Annotated in this window: 18 protein-coding genes; 12 read left to right on the top strand and 6 right to left on the bottom strand. The window is 60.2% G+C overall.

Features of this window, described 5'->3' with window-relative positions:
- Both PLJ71_05650 and PLJ71_05645 read right to left on the bottom strand, forming a co-directional pair.
- Positions 1 to 914, bottom strand: a 914-nt coding sequence (locus tag PLJ71_05650) for a hypothetical protein (protein ID HQM48151.1), incomplete at its 3' end; no start/stop codon positions are given.
- Positions 915 to 1,296: 382 nt separating this feature from the next.
- Positions 1,297 to 2,748, bottom strand: coding sequence for a sigma 54-interacting transcriptional regulator (locus PLJ71_05645; protein ID HQM48150.1), 1,452 nt, complete (start codon positions 2,746 to 2,748; stop codon positions 1,297 to 1,299).
- 395 nt (positions 2,749 to 3,143) lie between these two features.
- On the opposite strand from PLJ71_05645, the gene PLJ71_05640 reads away from it, so the two are divergent.
- The 7 genes from PLJ71_05640 to PLJ71_05610 all read left to right on the top strand — a co-directional run bounded on the left by PLJ71_05640 (position 3,144) and on the right by PLJ71_05610 (position 9,155).
- Positions 3,144 to 3,335, top strand: a complete 192-nt coding sequence (locus PLJ71_05640) for a YezD family protein (GenBank protein ID HQM48149.1) — start codon at positions 3,144 to 3,146, stop codon at positions 3,333 to 3,335.
- A 126-nt stretch (positions 3,336 to 3,461) separates the two neighbouring features.
- The gene (locus PLJ71_05635) at positions 3,462 to 4,907 is read left to right on the top strand and encodes a porin (GenBank protein ID HQM48148.1); all 1,446 of its coding nucleotides are present in this window, start codon (positions 3,462 to 3,464) and stop codon (positions 4,905 to 4,907) included.
- Between the two features lie 70 nt (positions 4,908 to 4,977).
- Positions 4,978 to 5,130, top strand: coding sequence for a hypothetical protein (locus tag PLJ71_05630; protein HQM48147.1), 153 nt, complete (start codon positions 4,978 to 4,980; stop codon positions 5,128 to 5,130).
- 42 nt (positions 5,131 to 5,172) lie between these two features.
- Entirely contained in the window at positions 5,173 to 6,261 is a 1,089-nt protein-coding gene (locus tag PLJ71_05625) for a sulfate ABC transporter substrate-binding protein (protein HQM48146.1), read from the top strand.
- A 76-nt stretch (positions 6,262 to 6,337) separates the two neighbouring features.
- Positions 6,338 to 7,183 (top strand): sulfate ABC transporter permease subunit CysT, encoded by an 846-nt coding sequence (cysT, locus tag PLJ71_05620; protein ID HQM48145.1) that lies wholly within the window; start codon positions 6,338 to 6,340, stop codon positions 7,181 to 7,183.
- Entirely contained in the window at positions 7,180 to 8,094 is a 915-nt protein-coding gene (cysW, locus tag PLJ71_05615) for a sulfate ABC transporter permease subunit CysW (GenBank protein ID HQM48144.1), read from the top strand. Before cysT ends, cysW begins: the two co-directional genes overlap by 4 nt.
- A complete protein-coding gene (locus PLJ71_05610) occupies positions 8,091 to 9,155 on the top strand; it encodes a sulfate/molybdate ABC transporter ATP-binding protein (protein ID HQM48143.1) in 1,065 nt (354 codons plus the stop codon). The genes cysW and PLJ71_05610 overlap by 4 nt, the downstream gene beginning before the upstream one ends.
- Before the next feature lie 170 nt (positions 9,156 to 9,325).
- On the opposite strand, the gene PLJ71_05605 is transcribed toward PLJ71_05610, so the two are convergent.
- Together PLJ71_05605 and PLJ71_05600 are read right to left on the bottom strand one after the other, a co-directional pair.
- Entirely contained in the window at positions 9,326 to 9,472 is a 147-nt protein-coding gene (locus PLJ71_05605; protein HQM48142.1) for a hypothetical protein, read from the bottom strand.
- A gap of 6 nt (positions 9,473 to 9,478) precedes the next feature.
- A complete protein-coding gene (locus PLJ71_05600) occupies positions 9,479 to 10,960 on the bottom strand; it encodes a sodium:solute symporter family protein (protein HQM48141.1) in 1,482 nt (493 codons plus the stop codon).
- A 351-nt stretch (positions 10,961 to 11,311) separates the two neighbouring features.
- Between PLJ71_05600 and PLJ71_05595 the strand changes: the two genes are divergently transcribed.
- The 3 genes from PLJ71_05595 (at position 11,312) to PLJ71_05585 (ending at position 14,072) form a co-directional block, all read left to right on the top strand.
- Positions 11,312 to 12,187, top strand: coding sequence for a polysaccharide deacetylase family protein (locus tag PLJ71_05595; GenBank protein HQM48140.1), 876 nt, complete (start codon positions 11,312 to 11,314; stop codon positions 12,185 to 12,187).
- Position 12,188: 1 nt separating this feature from the next.
- Positions 12,189 to 13,346: a Xaa-Pro peptidase family protein gene (locus PLJ71_05590; protein ID HQM48139.1), complete on the top strand. Its 1,158-nt coding sequence runs from the start codon at positions 12,189 to 12,191 to the stop codon at positions 13,344 to 13,346.
- Positions 13,347 to 13,469: 123 nt separating this feature from the next.
- Positions 13,470 to 14,072, top strand: coding sequence for a DUF2238 domain-containing protein (locus PLJ71_05585; GenBank protein HQM48138.1), 603 nt, complete (start codon positions 13,470 to 13,472; stop codon positions 14,070 to 14,072).
- A gap of 153 nt (positions 14,073 to 14,225) precedes the next feature.
- Here PLJ71_05585 and PLJ71_05580 read toward each other — a convergent pair whose 3' ends face one another.
- Positions 14,226 to 16,865: a family 10 glycosylhydrolase gene (locus PLJ71_05580; GenBank protein HQM48137.1), complete on the bottom strand. Its 2,640-nt coding sequence runs from the start codon at positions 16,863 to 16,865 to the stop codon at positions 14,226 to 14,228.
- 196 nt (positions 16,866 to 17,061) lie between these two features.
- Here PLJ71_05580 and PLJ71_05575 point away from each other — a divergent pair, with 196 nt between their 5' ends.
- Positions 17,062 to 19,413 (top strand): alpha-galactosidase, encoded by a 2,352-nt coding sequence (locus tag PLJ71_05575; protein ID HQM48136.1) that lies wholly within the window; start codon positions 17,062 to 17,064, stop codon positions 19,411 to 19,413.
- Positions 19,414 to 19,461: 48 nt separating this feature from the next.
- On the opposite strand, the gene PLJ71_05570 is transcribed toward PLJ71_05575, so the two are convergent.
- Positions 19,462 to 20,574: a sialidase family protein gene (locus PLJ71_05570; GenBank protein ID HQM48135.1), complete on the bottom strand. Its 1,113-nt coding sequence runs from the start codon at positions 20,572 to 20,574 to the stop codon at positions 19,462 to 19,464.
- A gap of 202 nt (positions 20,575 to 20,776) precedes the next feature.
- On the opposite strand from PLJ71_05570, the gene PLJ71_05565 reads away from it, so the two are divergent.
- On the top strand, positions 20,777 to 22,078 hold the full coding sequence (locus tag PLJ71_05565; protein HQM48134.1) for a sialidase family protein: 1,302 nt from the start codon (positions 20,777 to 20,779) through the stop codon (positions 22,076 to 22,078).
- Positions 22,079 to 22,087 lie beyond the last annotated feature (9 nt).

The raw sequence follows: 22,087 nt of genomic DNA, 5'->3' as shown, positions 1-22,087 counted from the left end.
ATCCAGAAGTCATCGTTGTACTTCACGCCGGCAATCATGCCGCGCTCGCCCGTGAACTTTCGCCCGCCCATGAGCACGGGAAACTGCAGGTATGGAATCGAATGAAGGAAGGGCTCGTCCTCGGACTCGACGCTCGCGAACCCCATGTCGATGCACGGAACTACGTAGGGGGGATAGTCTTTGACGGCCTCGCGAAGAGGATCCACCTGTTTTACGCCTTCCCCTACCCATAGATAGTCGTAGACCTTGAGCCCGCCGCTCTGTGGCTGCTCCGCGCCGTTGACGTGCAGTTTCAAAATGCCGCCGCGCCGTTTCACTTCGGCGTAGACGAGGGCGATGAGGTCGACGAACGCACCGTCATGCCGCGGCGTTTCCTCAAAGGCAACGACCTCGTCTTTCGCAAGCGGCATGGACTGTTTTGCGGCATGCTGATTTGCGAGGTATCCCCCATCCATGTAGATGCCGTCCGAGCCATATTCATCGAGGATGCGGGCGATGCGCTGAAGCACGAACGCGCGCCACCCCGGGCTTGCGGGGGAGCAGCGCGCCATGTCCCAGTACCCCACGACCAGGAAGTCGCCCTCGCGGCTCCACTCCTGCCGGAACTCCGGATGAGCGCGCTCGATGAAACAGGGGGAGGTGTACGTGAGCACCTTCATGCCTCGCCGGTGAGCCATTTCAATGAAGCGATGGTACCCGGCCGGGTTGCACGCCGTGTACTTGTCTCCCCCAAACAGTCCCAGGGAATCGTTCCAGTCATCAAACACTTGCAGCACCTGGATACCATGTTCTTTGAGGCGATCCAATTCCTGCTCGTCCTCCTCGCCGGGGTCGTAAGGGGCGCGGCCGGGGTATTCGCCAAGGTTGTAGCAGCATTGGGCGGGCAGATAGTCCGTCACGAGATGTTTGCGCATACAGGACCGGATGCTTTGCGTGCACCGGCCGATGTTACGCAGCCGCCTGCGGTGGTCTTCTTCCGTATAGTCCCGCAACAAAGAACGCCGTCGACTTGCGGCCTCTGCCCCTGCTGGCATCGCGCTCTCGGCTGCCTGCGCGGCAAACGCAGAACGCGAAAAGATGGCCCCCGCCGCTGTTGTTCCGGCGCCTAGCCTCAAGAAATGCCGTCGATGCATCGAAAAGCTCCTCTGATGCAACTGAGTTCATGCCCGGGATCATTACATCGCCCGCCCCCGGCAATCGCGCGCGGGTCTTCCACAAAGATATGCAAGGGAACAGTTGCCGTCAAGGCCGGTACGGTCTTCGAACGCATTTGGATTCCTGGCCGGCCCAATCCCGTCAAGCGCGGAACCGGCGCCAGTCTATACCCAGTTTCCGCATCCGTGCGCGAAGGGTGTGCGGATTAATGTCCAGAACAACGGCGGCTCCGCGCGGGCCCTCGATTCTTCCGTTGCATTGCGCGAGCGCGCGCTCGATGTGATGCCGCATGGCGCTGTCCAGTGATGGTGTCGGCTCCGAGGGCGACTGTTGTGAACCTGACGGTGCGGCAGCGGCTCTCGGGCCGAGTGCACCGCCAAGCGCCTTGGCAATCTCCAGCGATCTTCCGTCGCCCAGGATAGCGGCCCGGTCCAGAACGGACGCGAACTCGCGGACATTGCCCGGCCAGTCGTAACCAGACAGCAAAGCAATATCCTCTGGTGTCGGGTCTTGCTGTTTAAGGCCAAAACGCCGGGCCGCGCGCTCAGCGAAATGAGCGGCGAGTCCGGGAATGTCTTGTTTGCGTTCGCGAAGGGGTGGCAAGACAACAGGAAATACAGCGATGCGATACCACAGGTCTTCGCGAAAGGTCCTTTCCTGGACACGGCGCGCCAGGTCGCAATGGGTGGCGGCAATAATCCGCACGTCGACGCGCAACGCCTGTTCTCCGCCGACTCGCTCGAACATGCCCTCCTGAAGAACGCGAAGCAGCCTGATCTGGGCTGCATGAGGCAGTTCGCCGATCTCATCCAGAAACAGTGTGCCTTCGTCGGCCCGTTCAAACCAGCCTCTGCGCTCGGAAACCGCTCCGGTAAAACTCCCGCGCTCGTGTCCGAACAATTCGGAGTCTATCAGCTCTGAAGGGATTGCTCCACAATTCACCCGGATGAAAGGGCCTTTTGCCCGGAGGGAACCCTCATGAATCGCTCGGGCGATCACTTCCTTGCCCGAACCGGTTTCGCCCAGAAGCAGGACGGGGACGTCGGACCGGCTCACGAGAGCTACCCGTTCCATGACGGCTCTCAATCCCCCGTCCGCTCCGATGATCACATCCTCAAACCGTTCGCGCCCCAACCTGCTGAGCAGCTTCCGCTTGTCCGCCTCGGCCGCCTCGCGCAAGGACACCAATTCATGCATTCGCCGGTCATTCTCGAGAGCGACCGTCATAGGTTCCCGAAGCAGCTCTGCCAGCTCCTGTTCACGCGGTTCAAAAGGGCTGCCTTGCGTGCCCAGAAGCAACATGCCCAGCGTACCGTATTCCGAACGCAGAGGGACGGCCAGCACGTGACGCCCAAGTCCGCAGAGAATACTTCCCTTCAGCGGCGCGGGCGGTTCCGACGCCGAAAAACCCCGGGTCGATGACAAACGGCACCACTCGGCCAGACTCTTCACCCCTTCGGGCTCGAGTTCGACCTGCCCAAGCGGAGCAACGGGGTCTCCTCGAGGCGAAACGGAACCCGGCCGCTCGACGGTTCCCTTCTGTAAGTCAAGGAAATACAGGGCCATCGTATCGAAGCGAAGTTGGTCTGACACGAGAGACGAGATTCGCGTCAGCAGATTATCTATTTCGGTATGACGGCACGCCTCCCGCCAGACTGCCAAAAGCAATGAATGGTAACGTTCCATAGAGATACTATATAGCAGATATACTGGATTTTTCCAGTATATTTTATACCAGAACTGGTAAATATCACGGAATCTAGCACGGCATATCGCCCCTTCCCGAAATCAAGCTGCTGCTACAAAGGACTTTTCCGGAGCGGGATGAATATGTAAGACGATTATTTTCAGTTGTTTAGCTAAACGGAGACGCGCTGTTCCTTGATCCCTCGTCTTGATTTCCAGACTTGGCACGGTCCCTGCTCACTTCGCGGAAGGAAGGTAGCTTTGTCTGGTTCAAAGAGCAGTAGGGGTGTTGTCGTATCCGTATGAGCAGCAAATCAGCAGGCACTCTAGACTCCGCGATAGCGGGCCGTTTTGCGCCACTGGACGCTTCCACCGCGGAAGCGATCTTGGCCGCAGTAGCCAGTCTTCGGTTCGGCTCCGTCGAAGTGATCGTGCATGACGGCAGGGTCGTGCAGGTCGAAAAGCGCGAGCGCGTTCGGCTGAGTATCCCATGAATCTCAGCCCGCATGTAGTAACGTTCTCGGCCTACCGCATGCGCGGCGGCCGCGTACAAAAACGCAATGCGAAAGGACCTGACCGGAACGCCGGAGGTGTCCACACGCAGTGAAGAGACCGGAATCATGAGACACAGAAGATGGTTTTGGGCGCTGTTTGTGAGCTTGGCCACAACCCTCGGGGCGTGGGCGCAACCACCCAGCCCGGCAACGGCCGAAGAGATAGCGGCATTGCGCGAACAAGTGCGCCAGCTCTCCGAGCAATTGAACCGTCTGGAAGCGCGGTATGCCGAGGACAAGGCGAACCAGGAAAAGGCCGCGGAGGAAGCTGCTAAAGTGAAGGAGAATGCCCCGAAGGTGACTCTTGACGGCGGCGGCCTTCGCGTGCGGTCGGCTGATGGCGCCTTCGAACACCGGGTGCGGCTGCGCATCGCGCACGACTTTGCGTGGTTCAACCAGGACGACGAGCTGGAAGACGTCATTGGCGATGAACAGGACGGCACGGGCTTTCGCATGGCGCGCATCCGCCTGCAAGGGAAAGTCTGGGACGATTTCACCTACGTGGGTGAGTTTGATTTCGCCGGCGAAAACGGCGAAGACACACCGAAATTCCGGGATGTGTACCTTCAGTACAACGGCATCCCTTACATTGGGGGCAATGCTTTTGACCTGAGGATCGGGCATTTCAAGGAACCGTTCAGCCTGGATGAGTTGAACGGGATTACGACAGGCCGGCAATTCATGGAGACCCCGCTGCTTAATGTCTTCGCGCCCTCGCGCAACGCGGGCCTCCAGATTAGCGACGCGCTGCTCGGAGAGCCGAAAGCGGAACGGTTCACTTGGGCCCTGGGCATTTTCAAAGAGACCGACGACATCCCGAGCAGCGATGATTCGGATGAAGATCAGGGTTGGCAGATCACGGGCCGTGTGACGGGGCTGCCTTACTATGCGGATGAAGGGCGAAGGCTGCTGCACGTGGGCGCCGCGGCAAGCGTCCGCAACCCCGACGGCGAGCCATTGCGTTACGGCGTAAGGCCCGAATCGCGCCTTGCGCTCTTCCGGTACGTGGATACCGACGATCTGCCGCTCGGATTCCGGCTCCGCGATGCCCGCGCCGACGACGTCAATCTGTACGGTCTGGAATTGGCCGGCGTTCTCGAGGGGTTCTCGTTTCAAAGCGAATACGTGGTGTCGGACGTAGATACGACCTTCGGGGGAAATCTCGATTTTGACGGGTGGTACGCTCAGGCGGGCTATCTGTTGACGGGCGAGCACCGTCCCTACCGGCACGAAAGCGGAATATTCGAGGCGCCGGAACCGCTGCACCCCTTCTCCTATCGGGGCGAGAACCGGGGATGGGGCGCGTGGGAGCTGCTGGCCCGATACGGCGCAGTAGATCTGAACGACGGCTTCATGCGCGCCGGCGAGCACGAAGCTCTTACCATTGGTTTGAACTGGTACGTGAACGACAACGTCCGCTGGTTTGTAAACTGGACGCGCAATGACATCGAACACGACCTGTACGACGGTCACTTCGACGTGTTGGCCACGCGCCTTCAGTTGGAGTTTTGACGTTGATTTCGATATGTCAATTATCAATAGAGCGGCAATACAACCAAGAATCACAGAAGGAGAACATGAAATGAATCACGTAAGACCAGCCACCCGAATCACATTGCCGCGCGTAGCGGCGTCCACTCTTGAGGTCCAGCAGAAGGTTGAGATCTTCGGCGAGTTCGCGGCGGCGCTCGGCACCCTTGGCGAAGCTATCGGCACATGGCTTGGCCTCCGCTAGGGCTGAAGTCACGCACATCAGGCAGATGAAGGAGATCATCCCATGTTTTCCACACTCTCGGTCAAAAGTTCACTTGTAAAGCTCGCCTCAGCGGTAATCATCGCCATTGTGGTGTTGGCAGGTCCCGCCGCTCGGGCCGCGGACATCACACTGCTGAATGTTTCTTACGACCCGACGCGCGAGTTGTACCAGGAGTATAACCCTGCGTTTGCCGAGTACTGGAAGGGCAAGACGGGCGACACCGTGACGATACAACAGTCGCACGCGGGCGCGGGAAAACAGGCGCGCGCCGTAATGGATGGGCTGCCCGCGGACGTGGTGACGCTGGCGCTCGCTTACGATATCGATGTCATCGCGCGCAAGACGGGATTGTTGCCCGAAAACTGGCAATCCCAGCTGCCTAACAATAGCGCGCCATACACAAGTACGATTGTTTTCCTCGTGCGCAAGGGGAATCCCAAAGGCATCAAGGACTGGCCCGACCTCGTGAAACCCGGTATCCAGGTCATTACCCCGAATCCGAAGACCTCGGGCGGCGCCCGCTGGAACTATCTTGCTGCCTGGGCCTATGTGCTCAAGCAGGAACTGGGCGATCTCGCCAAGCTCCAGGACCCGTCCGCGGCCGGCGAGATCACTGCGGCCGAAAAGAAGGCGCAAGCATTCGTCACCGCACTTTTCAAGAATGTGCCTGTTCTCGATTCCGGCGCGCGCGGCAGCACGACCACATTCGCGCAGCGCGGAATCGGCGATGTGCTTCTGGCGTGGGAGAACGAGGCCTTCCTGGCGGTTGAGGAACTTGGCCCCGACAAGTTCGAGATTGTCGTGCCGACTATCAGTATCCTGGCCGAACCTCCAGTAGCCGTGGTGGAGAAGAATGCCAAGGAGCACGGCACGTACGAGGTTGCCCGGGCATATCTCGAATACCTGTACTCGCCGGTGGGCCAGCGCATCGCCGCCAAGCATTACTACCGGCCGGTACACCCCGAATACGCTGACCAGGAAGATCTTAAGCGCTTCCCGGAGGTCAATCTTATCTCGCTCAATGCCGTATTCGGCAATTGGGACCAGGCGCAAGCAAGACATTTTGATGATAAGGCGCTCTTCGACCAGATTTATACCCAGGGCCGCTGAACTTGGCTGAGCGGCCGGGTTCCGGGCCGCTGCTTTCGCACCAACACGCAGGGAAAGAGCCGGAAAGAGAATACCGTTGAGTTACAGATGGAAATCGCACAGCGTATTGCCGGGGTTCGGCCTTACCCTTGGCTATACTATCGTATACCTGAGCCTTGTGGTGCTCATTCCGCTGGCGGCGCTGTTTGCGCGCTCCGCGCACATGGGATGGGGGCAGTTCTGGGAAACCGTCACTTCGCCGCGGGTGCTTGCTTCCTACAAACTGACGTTTGGAGCGGCCTTTGGAGCGGCGCTGATCAACAGCATCTTCGGATTCATCACCGCCTGGGTGCTGGTGCGTTACGCCTTTCCGGGCAGGCGTATCGTCGACGCCGTGGTTGATTTGCCCTTCGCGTTGCCTACCGCGGTGTCCGGCATCTCGCTGACAGCCATCTATTCCCAGAACGGCTGGATAGGGCGCTATCTGGAGCCCCTGGGAATCAAGGCCGCCTTCTCGCCGCTTGGGGTGGGCATTGCCCTTACCTTCATCGGCCTGCCGTTCGTGGTGCGGACCTTGCAGCCCGCGCTTGCGGACCTGGACCGCGAACTCGAAGAGGCCGCGGCCAGCCTTGGCGCCTCCAGGTGGAAGACCATAACGCGGGTGCTGTTGCCGCCGCTTATCCCGCCTTTGCTCACCGGTTTTGCCCTGGCCTTCGCTCGAGCCATCGGTGAGTATGGCTCGGTGATCTTTATCTCGGGCAACATGCCCATGCGCACCGAGATCACCAGCTTACTGATCATCGCGAAACTCGAGGAGTACGACTACGCAGGCGCGGCGGCTCTGGCAACAGTGATGCTGATTGTCTCGTTCGTGTTGCTGTTGTGCATCAACCTGCTGCAATGGTGGAGCGTGCGTCAGTATCAGGGAGGGGGCGCCTCATGACCGAGTACACGGCCGAGTTGTCAGGAACCATCGCGCCGCGCCTTCGAGCTGCTACGACCGAGCCCCTCTGGGTACAATGGGGGCTTACTCTGGCCGCGTTGCTCTTCCTCGCCTTGTTCCTGGCCGTGCCGCTTGTGGCAGTCTTCGCGGAAGCTCTCCGAAAAGGCGTTGGCGCCTATTTTGAAAGCGTTCACGAACCGGACGCGTTGGCCGCAATCAAGCTTACGCTCCTTGTGGCCATCATCGCGGTGCCCGCAAATCTTGTATTCGGGGTAGCCGCAAGCTGGGCGCTGGCCAAGTTCCAGTTCCGGGGCAGGAGCGTTCTGATCACGCTCATCGATCTCCCATTCGCCGTATCGCCGGTCATCTCAGGCCTGGTCTACGTGCTTCTTTTCGGTATGCAGGGCTGGCTTGGGCCGTGGCTGGCCAAGCACGATATCGAGATCATTTTTGCCCTCCCCGGGATCGTGCTTGCCACGGTCTTCGTGACCTTCCCATTCGTCGCCAGGGAGCTCATCCCCCTGATGCAGGAACAAGGCACCGAAAACGAGCAGGCAGCGCTCACCCTGGGCGCGACAGGTTGGCAGACCTTCTGGCGTGTGACCCTCCCAAACGTAAAGTGGGCCCTGCTCTACGGCGTCATCCTGTGCAATGCGCGGGCCATGGGCGAGTTCGGCGCCGTCTCCGTCGTGTCGGGGCATATTCGCGGCCAGACCAACACCCTGCCGCTGCACGTCGAGATTCTCTACAACGAATACAATTTTGTCGGGGCCTTCGCGGTAGCCTCCCTACTCACGCTGCTTGCCATGGTGACACTGGTGCTCAAGAGCATTGTCGAGCGGCGCACAAAGGCACCCTCCGCGGATGCGGAAGAAACGGCCCTCGATAAGATGCCGGAGAAACAGATATGAGCATCGAACTGCGCCACGTCTCCAAGAGCTTCGAGGCATTCAAAGCCGTCGACGACATCTCGCTCACCGTCGCCACCGGCGAACTGGTGGCGCTCCTGGGGCCGTCCGGCTCCGGCAAGACAACGCTCCTTCGCATCATCGCCGGACTCGAGATTCCCGATCAGCACGACCAGACTCGCATCCTGTTTTCCGAAGACGACGTAGCCAGAATCTCCGCGCGGAAAAGGCGGGTCGGCTTTGTCTTCCAGCATTACGCGCTCTTTCGCCACATGTCGGTTTTCGAGAACATCGCCTTCGGACTGCGCGTGCGGTCGCGAAGAGAACGCCCTTCGCGGGCCGAGATCCATAACCGGGTCCAGACGCTCCTGCGCCTTGTCCAGCTCGAGGGCCTTGCGGGCCGTTATCCTCATCAACTGTCTGGCGGCCAGAGGCAACGGGTGGCCTTGGCGCGCGCCCTCGCCGTAGAACCAAAGGTATTGCTCCTCGATGAACCCTTCGGCGCCCTCGATGCGAAGGTGCGCAAGGAACTGCGCGCGTGGCTGCGGCGCCTGCATGACGAATTGAACGTCACCAGCGTCTTTGTCACGCACGATCAGGACGAAGCCCTCGAGGTTGCGGACCGAATCGTCGTGATGAACCAGGGACGGATTGAGCAAGTGGGCACGCCGGACGAGGTGTTTCACCACCCCAATACCGAATTCGTAATGCGTTTTCTGGGCGAAACCAACGATTTCCACGGCCGCGTGAACGGCGGCACCATACAGTTCGGCTCAATGCAAATCCCTTACCCGCAAGATCGGCAGCAGGTGCTCGGCGACGCACGCGTCTTCGTTCGACCCCACGACTTGACCATCGACACCAAGACCAGTGGGCTCCCGGCACTGGAGGCACAGATCGTACGCATCCAATCGGCCGGCCCGCTGGTGCGTATTGAACTGCGAACCGGCGACGGCCAGGAACTTGCCGCGGAAATCTCTCAGGAACGTTTCGCCACCATGAATCTCGCTTCGGGCAGCACCGTCTACGTGCGTCCGCGGCATATCCGCGTTTTTTCAGCCTGAGGACGCGAAATCGCGCGGAGGTCTCCCTTCCGAGACCCTTCGATGCTGAGCCCACTCACGGCGGCTCGTGCTGGACCCTTGGTTCGCCACCGGCCAAAGAGATGGCAACTTAACGCTTGTGTGGCACTCGATAGCGACAACTATCTGCTGTCAAGCGCCAGCCGGCTATTTCACTCTTCCTCTTTGCCGTTGTTGGATAGCCGCAGAAGCATGCTCTTGATGTCCATAGCACCGCGAACGGCGACGTAGATTGTGATCGTCGAATACCAGACCACGCACAGGGCCGTCGCTAACCACCAGAACAAGTGTTCGGGCATGGTTTTCTATCCTTTCACCGCAAGGGGTCTTGTTTGGGGCTTCAGCAGCGAGCCAAGCACCATGGCCGTTGCGGCTATGATGTAGGTCGCAATATTGGAGTACTCCGGCCCCAAAACTTCTTTGGCGAAATGCCGTGTGCTGGGAAGTTGCTCCATGACAAGGAACATCACCGGAATCACAGCCCCGCAGATGATGGCTCCCGCGGCGCCCCAACTGTTTGCGCGCTTCCAGTAGCAGCAGGCTACCAGAAGAACCGACATGCTCGACAGATAGATGTTGCCGGTAAGTCTAAGGTAGTCCCACAGGCTGCCTTGCAGCGGATACCACAGACCGTAAACCAACAGGAAAATGCCAATGACCGCGACGATTGACCGGCTGACTACCAGGCCGCGCTTCTCAGACCACTGGCGCTTGTGGACCGGCGCCAGGATGTCGTTGTAGATGACGCTGGACCACGTGAGCATGTAAGAGGCATCGGTGGACATGTCGGCCGCCAGCATGGCGGCGATCAGAATGCCCATGAGGCCCATGGGCGTGATCCGGCTCAGCATCATCGGCATAGCGAGAAGCGTGTTGTCGCCGACTTCCTGAGGCGTGATTACTTTAAGCGCCGCGATGCCCCAGAGTACGGGAACAAGCCAACGGCACAGGAAGAACACACTGGTGCGCGTATATACCTGACGGCCGGTCTTGGTGTCCTTGGCGGCCAGCAATCGCTGGATGGTAGTCTGCCACGTCAACACCATCGCCAGGCTGAGCAAGGCGTTGTCAACGATGTACTTCCACCCCATGTCGGGTTTCGCAAAGGGGTTGAACCCGCCTTCTCCGTACTTTTCCTGCACGACCGCCACGAGCTGGTCCCAGCCGATGTTGACGAGAATCAGGATGGTCACCGCCAGCAACCCCGCGCTCATGACGACGAACTGCAGGAAATCGGTGACAAGCACGGACAACATCCCGCCCAGTACGGTGTATATGGCAACAAACACCAGCAACGCGGTCATGGTGATCTCGAGATACTTCGGGTCGAACCCGCAAACGGCCACGAGAAAATCGCCCCCGGTGCGTAAGAAGACGCCCATGTTGAGCAATCCGCCTAGGACAATGACAACGCCGGCCGCCCAGCGGATGCGCGGGCCGTAGCGCACCTCGAATAACTCGGGAATGGTCATCACGCCCGCGTCGCGTAATGGCTTGACGCAGAATCCGGTATAGCCCACGAAGAACATGGCAAGCATGGCCAGGATGCCCGGCGTGGCGCCGGCGAACCCGTTCCGGTATCCGTTCTGTGACGTGTACATGCACGTGACGATGCCGAACTCGGTAGCCGCGAGCGACGCGATCCCAAGATACAGGTTCATCTCGCGTCCGGCGATCAGGAAATGCTCGACTTTGCCCACGTACTTACGCACCGCGATCCCCGCAACCATCGTGGCAACGATATACAGGCCCACGATGCTCCCGTCTATCCATGAGAAATTCGTCATGATCGTCCCCTAAATCTGTGTGGTTCCCGGTGGCAGCCGTTTCGGCTGTTGCTGCCGGAAAGGTGTCTCCCCCCGGTGGGAAACTGCCTTCATGGTATACATTTTGGAGGGCGCGGAGCAAGCAACTTGATACCCCTTCCGTACCTTCTGATCTCCCTATAACCCCGTAGCGGAAACGCGCAGGTTGCGAGCAGGCCGTGCGGCCAAAATGGCTAAAGAGACCGAGATTTGGTAGAGTGGGGGGGCGATGGACCCTTATGGCGGCGCCAGACACTTCGCCTTTGGGGAATGTAAGGGCAGCCAAGCCGCCGGGAGTGTTCCAGGCTCCAGACACATAGAGAGGCAAACCGTATGCAGATTGTTCTTGGGTTTGACATGGAAACCGATGTCGGAAGCTGGACCCCGTTCTACGAGGGTGTCGCGCATGGGACGCCCATCATTCTGGATATCCTTGATAAGCACGGCATCACCGCCACATTCTTCTTTACCGGAGATGCCGCCCGAAAACACCCGGAAACCGTCCGCAATGTCCGGGCCCGGAGACACGAGATCGGCGCGCACACGTTGTTTCATGAGACGATCGGCGATTCCCTGTTCGATATCCCGGGGATGATGCCGATTCTAGCGCACGAGGTGCCGGAACGGTTGCGGCTGTGCACGCAATGGCTCGAAGACGTCGCGGGGGTGCGTCCGGTGTCGTTCAGATGTCCGCGCCTGTTCGGTTCGACCGCGGTAGTGACGGCCTTGGATTCTCTGGGCTATGTCGCGGACGCGACCTATCCGATGTATTACTTCCGCGAACGCCTGCGGCCTTATCATCCCAGCCGGGAGGATTGGACCCAAGAGGGGGATTTGCGAATCGTCGAATTGCCCGCGTTTGCCGATCTCTCCATGGAATCGACGGACCCCTATGGGCGGGATATGGACCAGTGGCCGCTGTTCCGCACGGAGGGCGCCGGCGCGCTGATGCGGCATATCGACGGTTTCGTGGGCTATTGCGAAGCCCGGGGCGTGGACCCGTTCCTGTGCTTTTACTTCCATCCCTGGGAGTTTCACCCCATGCCCCAGGGGGAGATATCCTACGGCGAGGGCGCGGTGCGCCCCGATCCTTTCATTGTTAAAAACTGCGGTGCGTATGCCGCGGAACAACTTGACCTGCTGATAGGAACGCTCCTTGGACGCGGAGCGCAATTCAAGCAAGCACAACAAGCAGCGAAGGAGATATGACATGCAAGCGATCGCCAAAACCGAATACAACGATCGGCTCGAAAAGTTCCAGCGCAATATTCGCGCGGCCGGCCTGGATGCGGCGCTTGTGCATTCCAACGAGGCCGATTTCGCGAATGTGCGGTATCTCACCGAGTATTGGCCGACGTTCGAGTCGGCGGGCGTATTCGTGCCCGCGAAGGGCACGCCCGTCCTGATCATCGGGCCGGAAAGCGAAGCCTACGCGCAGGGGCGCAGCGTGATTCCCAACATCGCCATGATGGTCGAATACCGCGAATCCGCCGATCCGGAGTACCCGGGCATTCCCGTGGCGCATTTCAGCGATGTGGTGCGCAAAGCCATGGGTAAGCGGGCATTGAAGAGGCTCGGCCTTGTCGGCTTCTCGATCATGCCTCTTCCTGTTTATTTCAGCCTGCAGCGCGAATTGCCGGGCGTCGAACTGGTCAAAGCCGATGACACCCTGACCAGCCTGCGCGCCAGCAAGAGCGCGAACGAAATCAGGCTCATGAAGAAGGCTTACAAGATCAGCGAGAAGGCTATTGCGGCCATACTCGCTGAGATGAAGCCCGGGATGACCGAACTCCAGGTAATCGGCATTGCCCAGCGAGAGATCTACAAACACGGCGGCGAATATGAAGGCCACGCCCTCTATTGTTTCTGCGGCCCAGGCACCAAACACGCCATCTCGCGTCCCACCCACAACAAGATCAAGCGCAACGAGATCATCCAGCTCAACATCGGCGCGCGCGTCGGCGGCTACTCCTCGAGCGTCGGGCTGCCGTGTTCGATCGGCAAACTGCCCCCGCGCAAGAAACGCCTCGTCGAGTTTGGTCTTGAAGCGCATCTCAAGACCTTCGAACTGATGCGGGGCGGCAAGCCCGCGGCGGAGGTTGTGCGGGAATACGAGGAATTCGTCGAGCGACGGGGTTTCAAGAAGTACATGCTCTACGGTCCCTGTCACGGAATCGGCATGATGGAGGTCGAACGCCCCTGGATGGAGTCCACCTCAACCTACGTCCTTCAGGAGAACATGACGTTTCAGGTGGACACGTTTTTCCAGGACAAAGACTTCGGCCTCCGCTGGGAGAACGGGGTTCGCGTCACCAAGACGGGTATCGAGAAGCTGTCGAAGGAGTTTGCGCGGCTCGTCGAACTCTAGGCAAGGCTCGAATCGCGCGGGCTCAAGCGCGGCCAAGCCACAACTAGTCCTGGCAAGGGCGGGTTGGGTGGACGGGCTGTCCGGAGGGGTGGACCAATAGCCGGTTAGGGAGGGTCAAGACGCATGCTAAGGCTGGAACGTGCACACATTGCGCCGCTGGCGGTGCTGCTATCGGTGTTGATCCCGTTCAGTGTGTATTTTGGATACCGCAAGAACTACGAGTTTCTTTTGTATGTGGCAGTGATCATCTTCTTTATGGTGGTGATTGCTCTGACCAACGACCGTGTCCGATACCCTATCTCGATTCTGTGGGGCCTCGTGGCGTGGGCTATCCTGCACCTCTGCGGCGGAGGCATTCGGGTAGGCGACGGCGTGCTTTACGGCGTGATGCTGATGCCGCTCTCGAAGACGATTCCCGTTCTTCGCTATGACCAGTTCGTGCACATCGTCGGGTTTGGCGTGTCTACTCTGGTCATGTACCATCTCGTGCGCCCCATGCTTCGCCCCGGTGTGCGCCACGGCGCAGCGCTCTCCATCGTGGTGGTCATGGCGGGGCTGGGTGTAGGCGGGCTCAATGAGATCATCGAGTTTATCGCGACCGTGGTGATGCCCGAGACCGGCGTGGGCGGGTACGTCAACACGGCGCTTGATCTGGTTTCCGACCTTGTGGGGGCGGTCATTGCTGTAGTTGCCCTACGCATGGGCTACCTGCTCCCAGCGCCTTGACCAGGTTGTCGGGAGATGGAGATAGCGGTTGCTCCGGTGGCGGAAGTGGAGGCCTTTTCGTTCCTTGGGTGTCTTGGGTCGCTTCTCAAAGCCAGGTTCGGGGCAATGTCCACGAAGCCAGCAGCGCGCCCCGCGTGCGTCATGGGGCGAAGCTTATTGCAACGACGCCGAAAGCTGTCCGCATTTCCTGATGATGTAACTGTGCAACGCCCGGCGCAGCCAGGCGTAATGTCCCGCCTCGAGGGCTGCCCGGATGTCTGCCTCCATCCTGTCCGCGCCTGTGGGAAGCTGTGCGTTGGCTGCCCGCAATCGCGCGATCTGTTCCAGGGCGGCTTCCGCGTCACTCTTGAGCCGGGCAACGATGTGATCGGGCGCCGATGCCGCGAAGCCGGAGACCTTGGCAGTGTTGTCCAGCATAAAGGCTCGCAGTTCATACGGTCCCAAGGTGACCGGCCACTGGGGCTGAACGCCCGCAGCCTGTTGCGTGGCCAGATCCGTCGCCTGCGCGGCGTCCGTCAGAGCGAGTTCAACGGCGACAGAATAATACTCACGATTGACGAGATAGAGGTACTGCCGCCCGTTGTACGTCAGGCTGCGAACGGCCACTGGGTCCGTTGACGCGCTTACCGTCTCAAACTTCTTCGCCGGCAGGGCGCGATACGCGCGCGCGAACTGCTGAAGCTGGCCGGTGTTTACCGGGTCCAGGAAGAGGCCGCCGCGCGTGATCCGGCATGCGTCGAGTTCGGCAAGCGCATGCGCGTAATGCTCCATGAAGTGGTCGCCGCCGGGCAGCGGCGGGGTGATTCGGAGTTGCGAGTCCCACCAGAACCCGTCTTCGGGATACGTCGAGTTGATCCGGAAAATCCCCTCAGCCGGTTTTCCGCTCATGACGGCAAGTTCCTTTGCCTGCGCGTCGTTTTCCTCGCACGGGAACCACTTGTGAGTGCCCCAGGCTTCGACCCAACTGTTGAAAATGTATGCTCCTGGCGTCTCCTGGGCGTACGCGGCCTTCAAAGTTGTTTTGTCCAGGAAGTCATGGTCGCGGAACATGGAGGTTTCCTCGACAGTCATATTCACGCCGGAGGTGCCCCAGCAATCCCGGTCCCGCGCTGGCGTGAAACAAAGGTCAACTTCGATGTTAGGATCGTTCTGGAACAGAGCGATGTCGAATCCGCCGTCGCGATACAAGTCGATCGTGCTCTGGCGCGCATACAATTGGTGTCCCGGCGTCTTCGGAAAACCGAGCATCTGAGACACCGTAGTCTCCGACCACAGCGTGATCGTGACGCGGAGATCCGGCCGCCGTGCAACGACCTCGTCGCGAATGCGGCAGAACAGCTCGTGGATTTTCGCGCACCGCCAGTCAATCCATTCCTTCCGCCGCTCTCCCGTCAAAAAGGCATGGCGCTTCGAGAACCGGTCCGGCGCGACGGGCTCCACGGGCACTTCAATGCCCGTTTCCTTGCTGAACAGGCTTACCGTGTAATCGTCGTATCCCGCATCCAGCGAGGCGTACCACAGAATCGTCGCGTGCCACATGTTGAATGAGATGCCCTTGAAGGAGGGATGGCCTTTGTACCGCTCGGCGATTTCCGCCGCCAGACCCACCACGGCATCTTGAACGACCGGATGCAGGGGGTTGAAGATGGGCCCGGCGTGGTAGGGTTGTCCGCTCAATTCGCCGTAGGCCCAGCCTTTAGACGTACCTGCAACCTGGTCGGGGAAGTTCATGACGTTGTAGAGCGGCGTCCAGTCCTGGGTGCCGGCCTGCACCTGGCCGCTCCCCAGCATGTTGTTAATGGTGTCCTTGCCGGCCTTGATGGATTCCAGATCGATGTTCATCGACTTCATCAGGGTCCCAAGCCGAAGGAGCGTCACCGCTGCCTGGAAATCCAGTCCTTCTTTGTCGAATCGTTCGAGGATTTCTGCGACCCAATCGGCCGGCTGGCTCGTCCAGCGCGCGTATTGTTTGCGGTCGGGCGCAACAACCGTGTTGAAGTTGCCGGCTGGCTCGCGTTCACTGGGGTAGAGGGGGCCATGGTACCAGACGATGGGGTAGACCAGCAGGTTCTGTCCGGAGTGACGCGCGTACGCAGCCATGCGGTCAATCCATTCCGCATTCGACATTGCCCCCACGCTGGCACACGTGCCGCAGGGGTCTTCGAACTGGATGCCCAACTCGCGCCGGGAACCGTCACCCGGATCCCCAGGTACGTCAAGAGGCGCCAAACCGTCCATCTCGTAGACTTTGATGTCCGCCACGGCCGCCGGTTCGCCGTCGCTCCATGTCATGAAGACGATGCTGCAATCGGTCCACCTCGGCCAGAAGATCCGCCGGATCTCGAGCATCTTGCCGCTGAGCGGGTTCTCGAATCCGGTGTACACGCCCGTCGTCAAATCGTAACATGTCCCGTCCATGACGCACATGAAGCGGCGCTTGTCGTCGGGATACCGTATGACAGCCAAATGCGGACGCCCGGTATTCTCGACCTTGAACCGGTAGCCGAACCGCGAAAGCGGCCTGCCTTCTGCCTCGCGGTAGGGTCCGATGCTTGACTCAACGACGGAAACGGCCCCATGACCGAAATAGGCTTCCGGGGGGTATTCCTTTGCACAATCGAACTCGGCCACAAGCCGGAGTCCCTGACCGTTCTCGGCCGCCGCGGAGAGCCCTGCTGCCATCCAGTAAACCGCAATCATTCCGATATGCGCGCAAATCATAGTCAGAACCACCTCTTGCTTGTCCGTGCTCTGGCGGATGTCGAAGTACCGCCTGTAACTCCCCGTTTCCATGATGACGGCCGGTAATTGTTATTTGACCAGAAGCCCCCGCTGCTCTTCAATCTCCGAGATGATCAAGGCAGTGTCACACTGCCACGTTGCCCGCATCATTGACGCCCGCCGGGGGTTCTGGTCAAATGGCGGTCAGAGGAAAGGGCGGCCTGGGCCAAACAGAGGCCGCATAGTCATCGCACACCGGGAGGCGAAAATGGGTAAACAGGTTTTCCCGTTATGTCCGTGGATTGAGGTTCTGGCGGTTGTCTTGAGCGTTCTGGCAGTCTCGCCGGCTTGTGCGGAAGAGGCGGTCGCGACTGCCCTCAATCCGCCGAAGTTTGAGATCGCCAACAGCCGCGTGTCCGTCTGGTATGACGCGGAACGCGGCTTGTGGGGGATGGCGTCTCGCGATGGCTCCATCCTGCTCACGAACGGCGCGCCCGGCGTCCAGTTGGGCGGCCAGAGTATCCGCCCTCCGGAGTCGTCCGCGTGTTCCGCCCAGCGCGAAGAGGGCCGCGACGAGTTGGGGGATTACGTGCGGCTCAAGGTTGCGTTCACGGACCTTGCTTCTTTGGAGGAACTTGCATGGACGGCGACCCTTCGGCCGAATGCGCCTTACGCGGGGTTTTCGGTGTCGGCCCGTGCTGAACCCGGCGCGCCGGGTCCTCTGCAGAGCATCCAGGTCCTCACGCCTTTCGAAGAACCGCCGTTTCAATTTGGGGCCGAACGGGACCGTTGGGTGTGCTTCTGCGACTCCGGCCACCAGGGCGGGACGAGGGTCACGCCGTGTTTCGACGGCGAGCAGGCAAGCTATTCTTCGCCGGCAACGCTCATGGTGCACGATCCGCCAGCCGGACAGTCTCTTCTCTTGGGATGGCTCTCGTGGGCCGGTTCGAATCCCAGTGTGCAGCTGACGGCAACCAGAGCACACGGGCTGACAAGTCTATCGGCGCAATGTTCCTACTACGCGGACGGCCTCGATGGCGCCGTGAGCGAGCCGCTCCTCGTGAGCATCGAGCCCGACCCTCTCGCTGCGCTAGAGCGATATGCCCAGGAGGTGCGCGTGGCCAACAATCCGCCCATCCGGCAGGATACCGTGATGGGCTGGCTCTCCTGGTATTGTTCGCGCCTGGCCATGACGGAAGAATTCGTGCTCGGCAACGCAAAGGTTGTCGCAGAGCGGTTTCGTCCGTACGGAGTCGACACGATGCAGGTCGACCACGGATGGGAATACCGGGACGTGGTGGGTCATTGGGTCGCCAACGACCGCTTCCCACACGGCATGAACTGGCTCAGCGATGAATTGAGAAACCTCGATCTCAAGCTGGGGATTTGGATAGCCGCGAGCTGCGTCTCCGAGTTCACGCCGTTCTATGCCGAGCATCCTGAAGCCCTCGTCCGCAATGCCGACGGGACTCCCAAAGTGTTCATTGAGAAATGGCATTGGGCGCCTCACGGCCGCGTGTTCAGTCTTGATCCGACCGACCCCGGCGCACAGCAACACTACCGCGAATCGCTCCAGCCACTGGTGGATGCCGGGGTCCGTTATTACAAGGTGGACTTCATCGGCAGCGCAGGCAACACGGACGGTGTTTTTCGCGATCCCAAGCAGCTGCGCGGCTATCCCATGCTGCGTTATGAAATGCAAGAGATCCGCGATGTGGTGGGCGCTGACTCGTGGCTTCGGTACTGTTCCGCTCCCACGAACGCGTATTGCGGAATCGTTAACATCGGCGGGGCGACCGTGGATATCGGGAATGCCTCCGGAAACTGGGATCATCTCCGGGGCTACCACCAGCAACTCTCGACATGCTGGTACAAGCACCGTACGTTCTGGCACAACGAGCCCGATGCCTTGATCGTCGGCGAGGGAGGCGAGAACGAGGCTCGACTGCGTTGCGCGTGGCTGGCATTGAGCGGAGGCGTGGTAGCCTTGGGCGACGATTTGACCAAGATCGCTCCCGAACGCATGGCCATGATTCCATTCTGCCTGCCGTCGTACGACGTTGCCGCACGGCCACTCGACTTGTTCGAGCAGTCGCCCGCCCGAATCTGGGACCTGACCGTGCGCAGACCGTGGGACACGTATCACGTGGTAGGCCTGTTTAACCTCACTCCTGAGGAAGTCTCGGTTCAAATTCCCCTGGCACGGCTGGGCTTCGGAAACGTGCCCGTACTGGGCTGGGAGTTCTGGACGCAGTCGCCGGCCGCTGCCGGAGACGGGAAACTGGCCGTGACCATTCCCGCTTTCGACAGCCGCGTGATTTCAGTGCACCAAGCCCAAGAACGTCCCTGCGTCCTTGCCACGGACATGCATCTGACCATGGGCGGCGCCGAATTGTCGGATGTGGCGTGGAACGCAAGCGAACACACCCTCTCCGGCGTGGCTGTACGTGCCCCCGGAGCGAAGGGCACGGTGTTTGTTCACGTGCCCGAGGGCTACGAGCCCATCGACAAGGGGGCCGTGCGCTCTGACCGGATACTCACTATTCCACTCGAGTTTACGAGCCGGGAAGCCGCCTGGTCTGTAGCATTCCGCGCCAGCGATAGTGTTCCTGCGCCTTAAGATGCGAAGCCAAACAAGAACAAGGAAAGCCTGAGCGGTTCTTAATCCTCATGGGACTAAGTCGCTCTCGAGGAAACTCACCCGCACCATGCCCTGCATCGTCGTGAGCCAGACGACTCCTGGGGCCGGCTCGAATAGATACGGATACGACAGCCATTTCCCCGGCTGCCGTGCGATGACCACGGGCTGCGTCCATGTCTTTCCGTCGTCTTCCGAGAACGCCAGGGACAACTCCTCGCGATGGTTGCTCACGGGCACTTCCGACCATTCGTTGTCCCCGCCGGTCAATGGGTATTCGCTTTTGCCTTCGGGGTATGGCCTGTTCCAGGCCAACAACAAGCGGCCGCTCGCCAGACGCGCCAATTGCCCCGGCGCGCTGCTCGCCTCGATGGCAGAGGGCCGGATTACCCGCCACGACACCCCGCTATCCTCCGAGAATGCTTCCCAGAACCGCCCCCAGTTCGTGCGAATGAGTTTCCACAACCGTCCGTCCTGAAGCTCAACCACCGTAGCCTCCGTCACGCCTCCGTGATGGCCCATGCCGCCCAAGTCGATGATGTTGCTGGGCCTCCATGTTGCACCATCATCATTCGATACGTATGTCAGCACCGAATGCCGCCCGGGATTGTTCAACAGCTTCATGCTGGTAAAAATGACCTGGCCTCCGCGGGTCTGAATCATATTGCGGATGCACCCAGTCCATTCGTCGTGGAGTTTCTTGGGCGTTTCCCATGATTTGCCGTCGTCCAGGCTTCGCATCGCATACGTGGGCAAGCGCGTCCCGGGTTCGGCGTCGTGTTTCGCGCTGTTCCACCGCCAATCTTGTTCTTTCATGTTCATGAAAGCCAAGACCACTACGCCGCTGCGTGTCCGCACAAGGGCCCGTTCGCTGCTGACGCTGAAGTCCTGCCCCTCTTTGAACAGGGGCGCGGATTCCCACGTTTTGCCTTCATCTCCACTGATTAACGTGTGTGAATCGTCAACGGCCAGAATTCTGTTGTCGCCGAGACGCAGAAACGGCCCGAGAGTGTCCGTGGCCAAAGGCTGACACTTGGGGTGAACCCAGAGTCCTTCCCTCGGGTCCTGCGCCGCTACCGGCAGACCTGCCATACACGCGGCGCCAAGCGCCGCACACAATACCGCCGGAACACATGCTTTCATACGTCCCATTCTCCTCTCCACGACAAAACCCTCCGGGTTTCATGATTTGCTGTTCGCCGTCTCTCAGCCTATCACCAGTAAACAAGCGAGACAACAGGTGACGGCCCGTTTGTCATGGGACCCGGCGGCTGATATATTCCACGCCGCAGTGAATGAACAGACCTGGCCTCCCCAAGGCCTCAAAATCACAGGCGGTCAACTGATGCAAAGACGCACTTTTTTCAAAGGTTTGGGCGGCGGTTTGCTGGCCGCGTTCGCCGGGCCGGACATCGCGTGGGGCCAATCCAGGGGCCAGTCCCCGGCAAGCACGCCCGCTACCGCAGCCGTTTCCGCCTTCCCGGTTCGTACCGAACGGCGCGGCGCCTTGCTCGTTACCCTCGGCCCTGTTCGTGTCGTCATGCGCGGACCGATGTTTCCCGTGCTCGCCCGTCTTGGCGGCGACACGATAGTGTTATCTGCCCAGGCCGTTGAGGAGGGCGGTCCTCTCGCCGCCATTCGTTCCGACGACTTGGGCAACACCTGGCGCGCCACGGGCACCGTGCTCGACGGCATGGGCCTTAACACGCTCCAACTTCGAAGCGGCAAGGCAATTTCGCACCACTACGACACAAAGCCCATCCCGGGCAAACCCGGGTGGCGCCGCACCAGGCGTTGGGAGTCTTCCGACAATTGGAAGACCGTCCAAGGCCCGCTCGAGGACGGCATCCTCCGGCTTCCCCCTGACCAGTTCAACGAGGACCGGCCCCAATGGTTTCATGGGAATACCCTCGAGTTGCCAAACGGCGACCTGCTGGCCGCCATGCAGGACTTCTACTCGCCTGAGCGGTTCCGCACGTTCGTCTCGAAATCCACCGACCACGGCAAGACGTGGGATTTTCTAGCCCATGTCGCCAGCCTCGACAACCTCCGGGATCCCCAAGGCGCCACAAAAAAAGGTTGGACGCTGTGGGGCCCCTGCGAACCCAACATGGTCCACCTCGGAGATGGCCGGCTCGTTTGCGTCATGCGGCTCGTTAACGATGACAGCAACCCCCTCTTGGCGAAGCCCGCCGACTCATACCACGATCTGTCGTGCACCGTTTCGGGAGACGGCATCCATCCCGGCACGCTTCCTGCCAGCGCTTATTACACCATTGGAGAGCCCAGTGCTCCCCTGGTAATCGCGTTCTCTTCAGACTATGGCGCGACATGGACGCCGCCGGAGCCTATGGCCCAAGCCCGGGGCTGTTTCCCCCGCATGGCCCTGTCCGAAGGTGTTATCGCGCTCACATACGGCGCGTTGGCTTATCCTCGATGGGGAAATTGCGTTACGTTCAGCACGGACGGCGGCAAGTCCTGGAGCGACGAGGTCAATTTCGCTCCTTTCCTGACGACCGGGTACACGGACATCCTTGCCATTGGGGCCCGGAAGTTCCTCTGCGTATTCGACTGCACTCCCCCGCAGCCCTGGAAGAACCACGCTGCTCATTGGGTGGGCGCTCTCGACGTCACTGTCGCCACATGAGCCGGCGGC

The organism is Candidatus Hydrogenedentota bacterium, assembly GCA_035416745.1.
Classification (GTDB): domain Bacteria; phylum Hydrogenedentota; class Hydrogenedentia; order Hydrogenedentales; family SLHB01; genus UBA2224.
The sequence above is the reverse complement of the archived record's forward strand: the minus strand, read 5'-3'. Positions and strand labels throughout refer to the sequence as shown.

Bases quoted from the DNA above. Each gene is read 5' to 3' on its own strand.
- PLJ71_05640 (HQM48149.1), top strand. From the start codon at position 3,144: ATGAGCAGCAAATCAGCAGGCACTCTAGACTCCGCGATAGCGGGCCGT.
- PLJ71_05635 (HQM48148.1), top strand. From the start codon at position 3,462: ATGAGACACAGAAGATGGTTTTGGGCGCTGTTTGTGAGCTTGGCCACA.
- PLJ71_05630 (HQM48147.1), top strand. From the start codon at position 4,978: ATGAATCACGTAAGACCAGCCACCCGAATCACATTGCCGCGCGTAGCG.
- PLJ71_05625 (HQM48146.1), top strand. From the start codon at position 5,173: ATGTTTTCCACACTCTCGGTCAAAAGTTCACTTGTAAAGCTCGCCTCA.
- cysW (HQM48144.1), top strand. From the start codon at position 7,180: ATGACCGAGTACACGGCCGAGTTGTCAGGAACCATCGCGCCGCGCCTT.
- PLJ71_05610 (HQM48143.1), top strand. From the start codon at position 8,091: ATGAGCATCGAACTGCGCCACGTCTCCAAGAGCTTCGAGGCATTCAAA.
- PLJ71_05605 (HQM48142.1), bottom strand. From the start codon at position 9,472: ATGCCCGAACACTTGTTCTGGTGGTTAGCGACGGCCCTGTGCGTGGTC.
- PLJ71_05600 (HQM48141.1), bottom strand. From the start codon at position 10,960: ATGACGAATTTCTCATGGATAGACGGGAGCATCGTGGGCCTGTATATC.
- PLJ71_05595 (HQM48140.1), top strand. From the start codon at position 11,312: ATGCAGATTGTTCTTGGGTTTGACATGGAAACCGATGTCGGAAGCTGG.
- PLJ71_05590 (HQM48139.1), top strand. From the start codon at position 12,189: ATGCAAGCGATCGCCAAAACCGAATACAACGATCGGCTCGAAAAGTTC.
- PLJ71_05585 (HQM48138.1), top strand. From the start codon at position 13,470: ATGCTAAGGCTGGAACGTGCACACATTGCGCCGCTGGCGGTGCTGCTA.
- PLJ71_05580 (HQM48137.1), bottom strand. From the start codon at position 16,865: ATGGAAACGGGGAGTTACAGGCGGTACTTCGACATCCGCCAGAGCACG.
- PLJ71_05575 (HQM48136.1), top strand. From the start codon at position 17,062: ATGGGTAAACAGGTTTTCCCGTTATGTCCGTGGATTGAGGTTCTGGCG.
- PLJ71_05570 (HQM48135.1), bottom strand. From the start codon at position 20,574: ATGAAAGCATGTGTTCCGGCGGTATTGTGTGCGGCGCTTGGCGCCGCG.
- PLJ71_05565 (HQM48134.1), top strand. From the start codon at position 20,777: ATGCAAAGACGCACTTTTTTCAAAGGTTTGGGCGGCGGTTTGCTGGCC.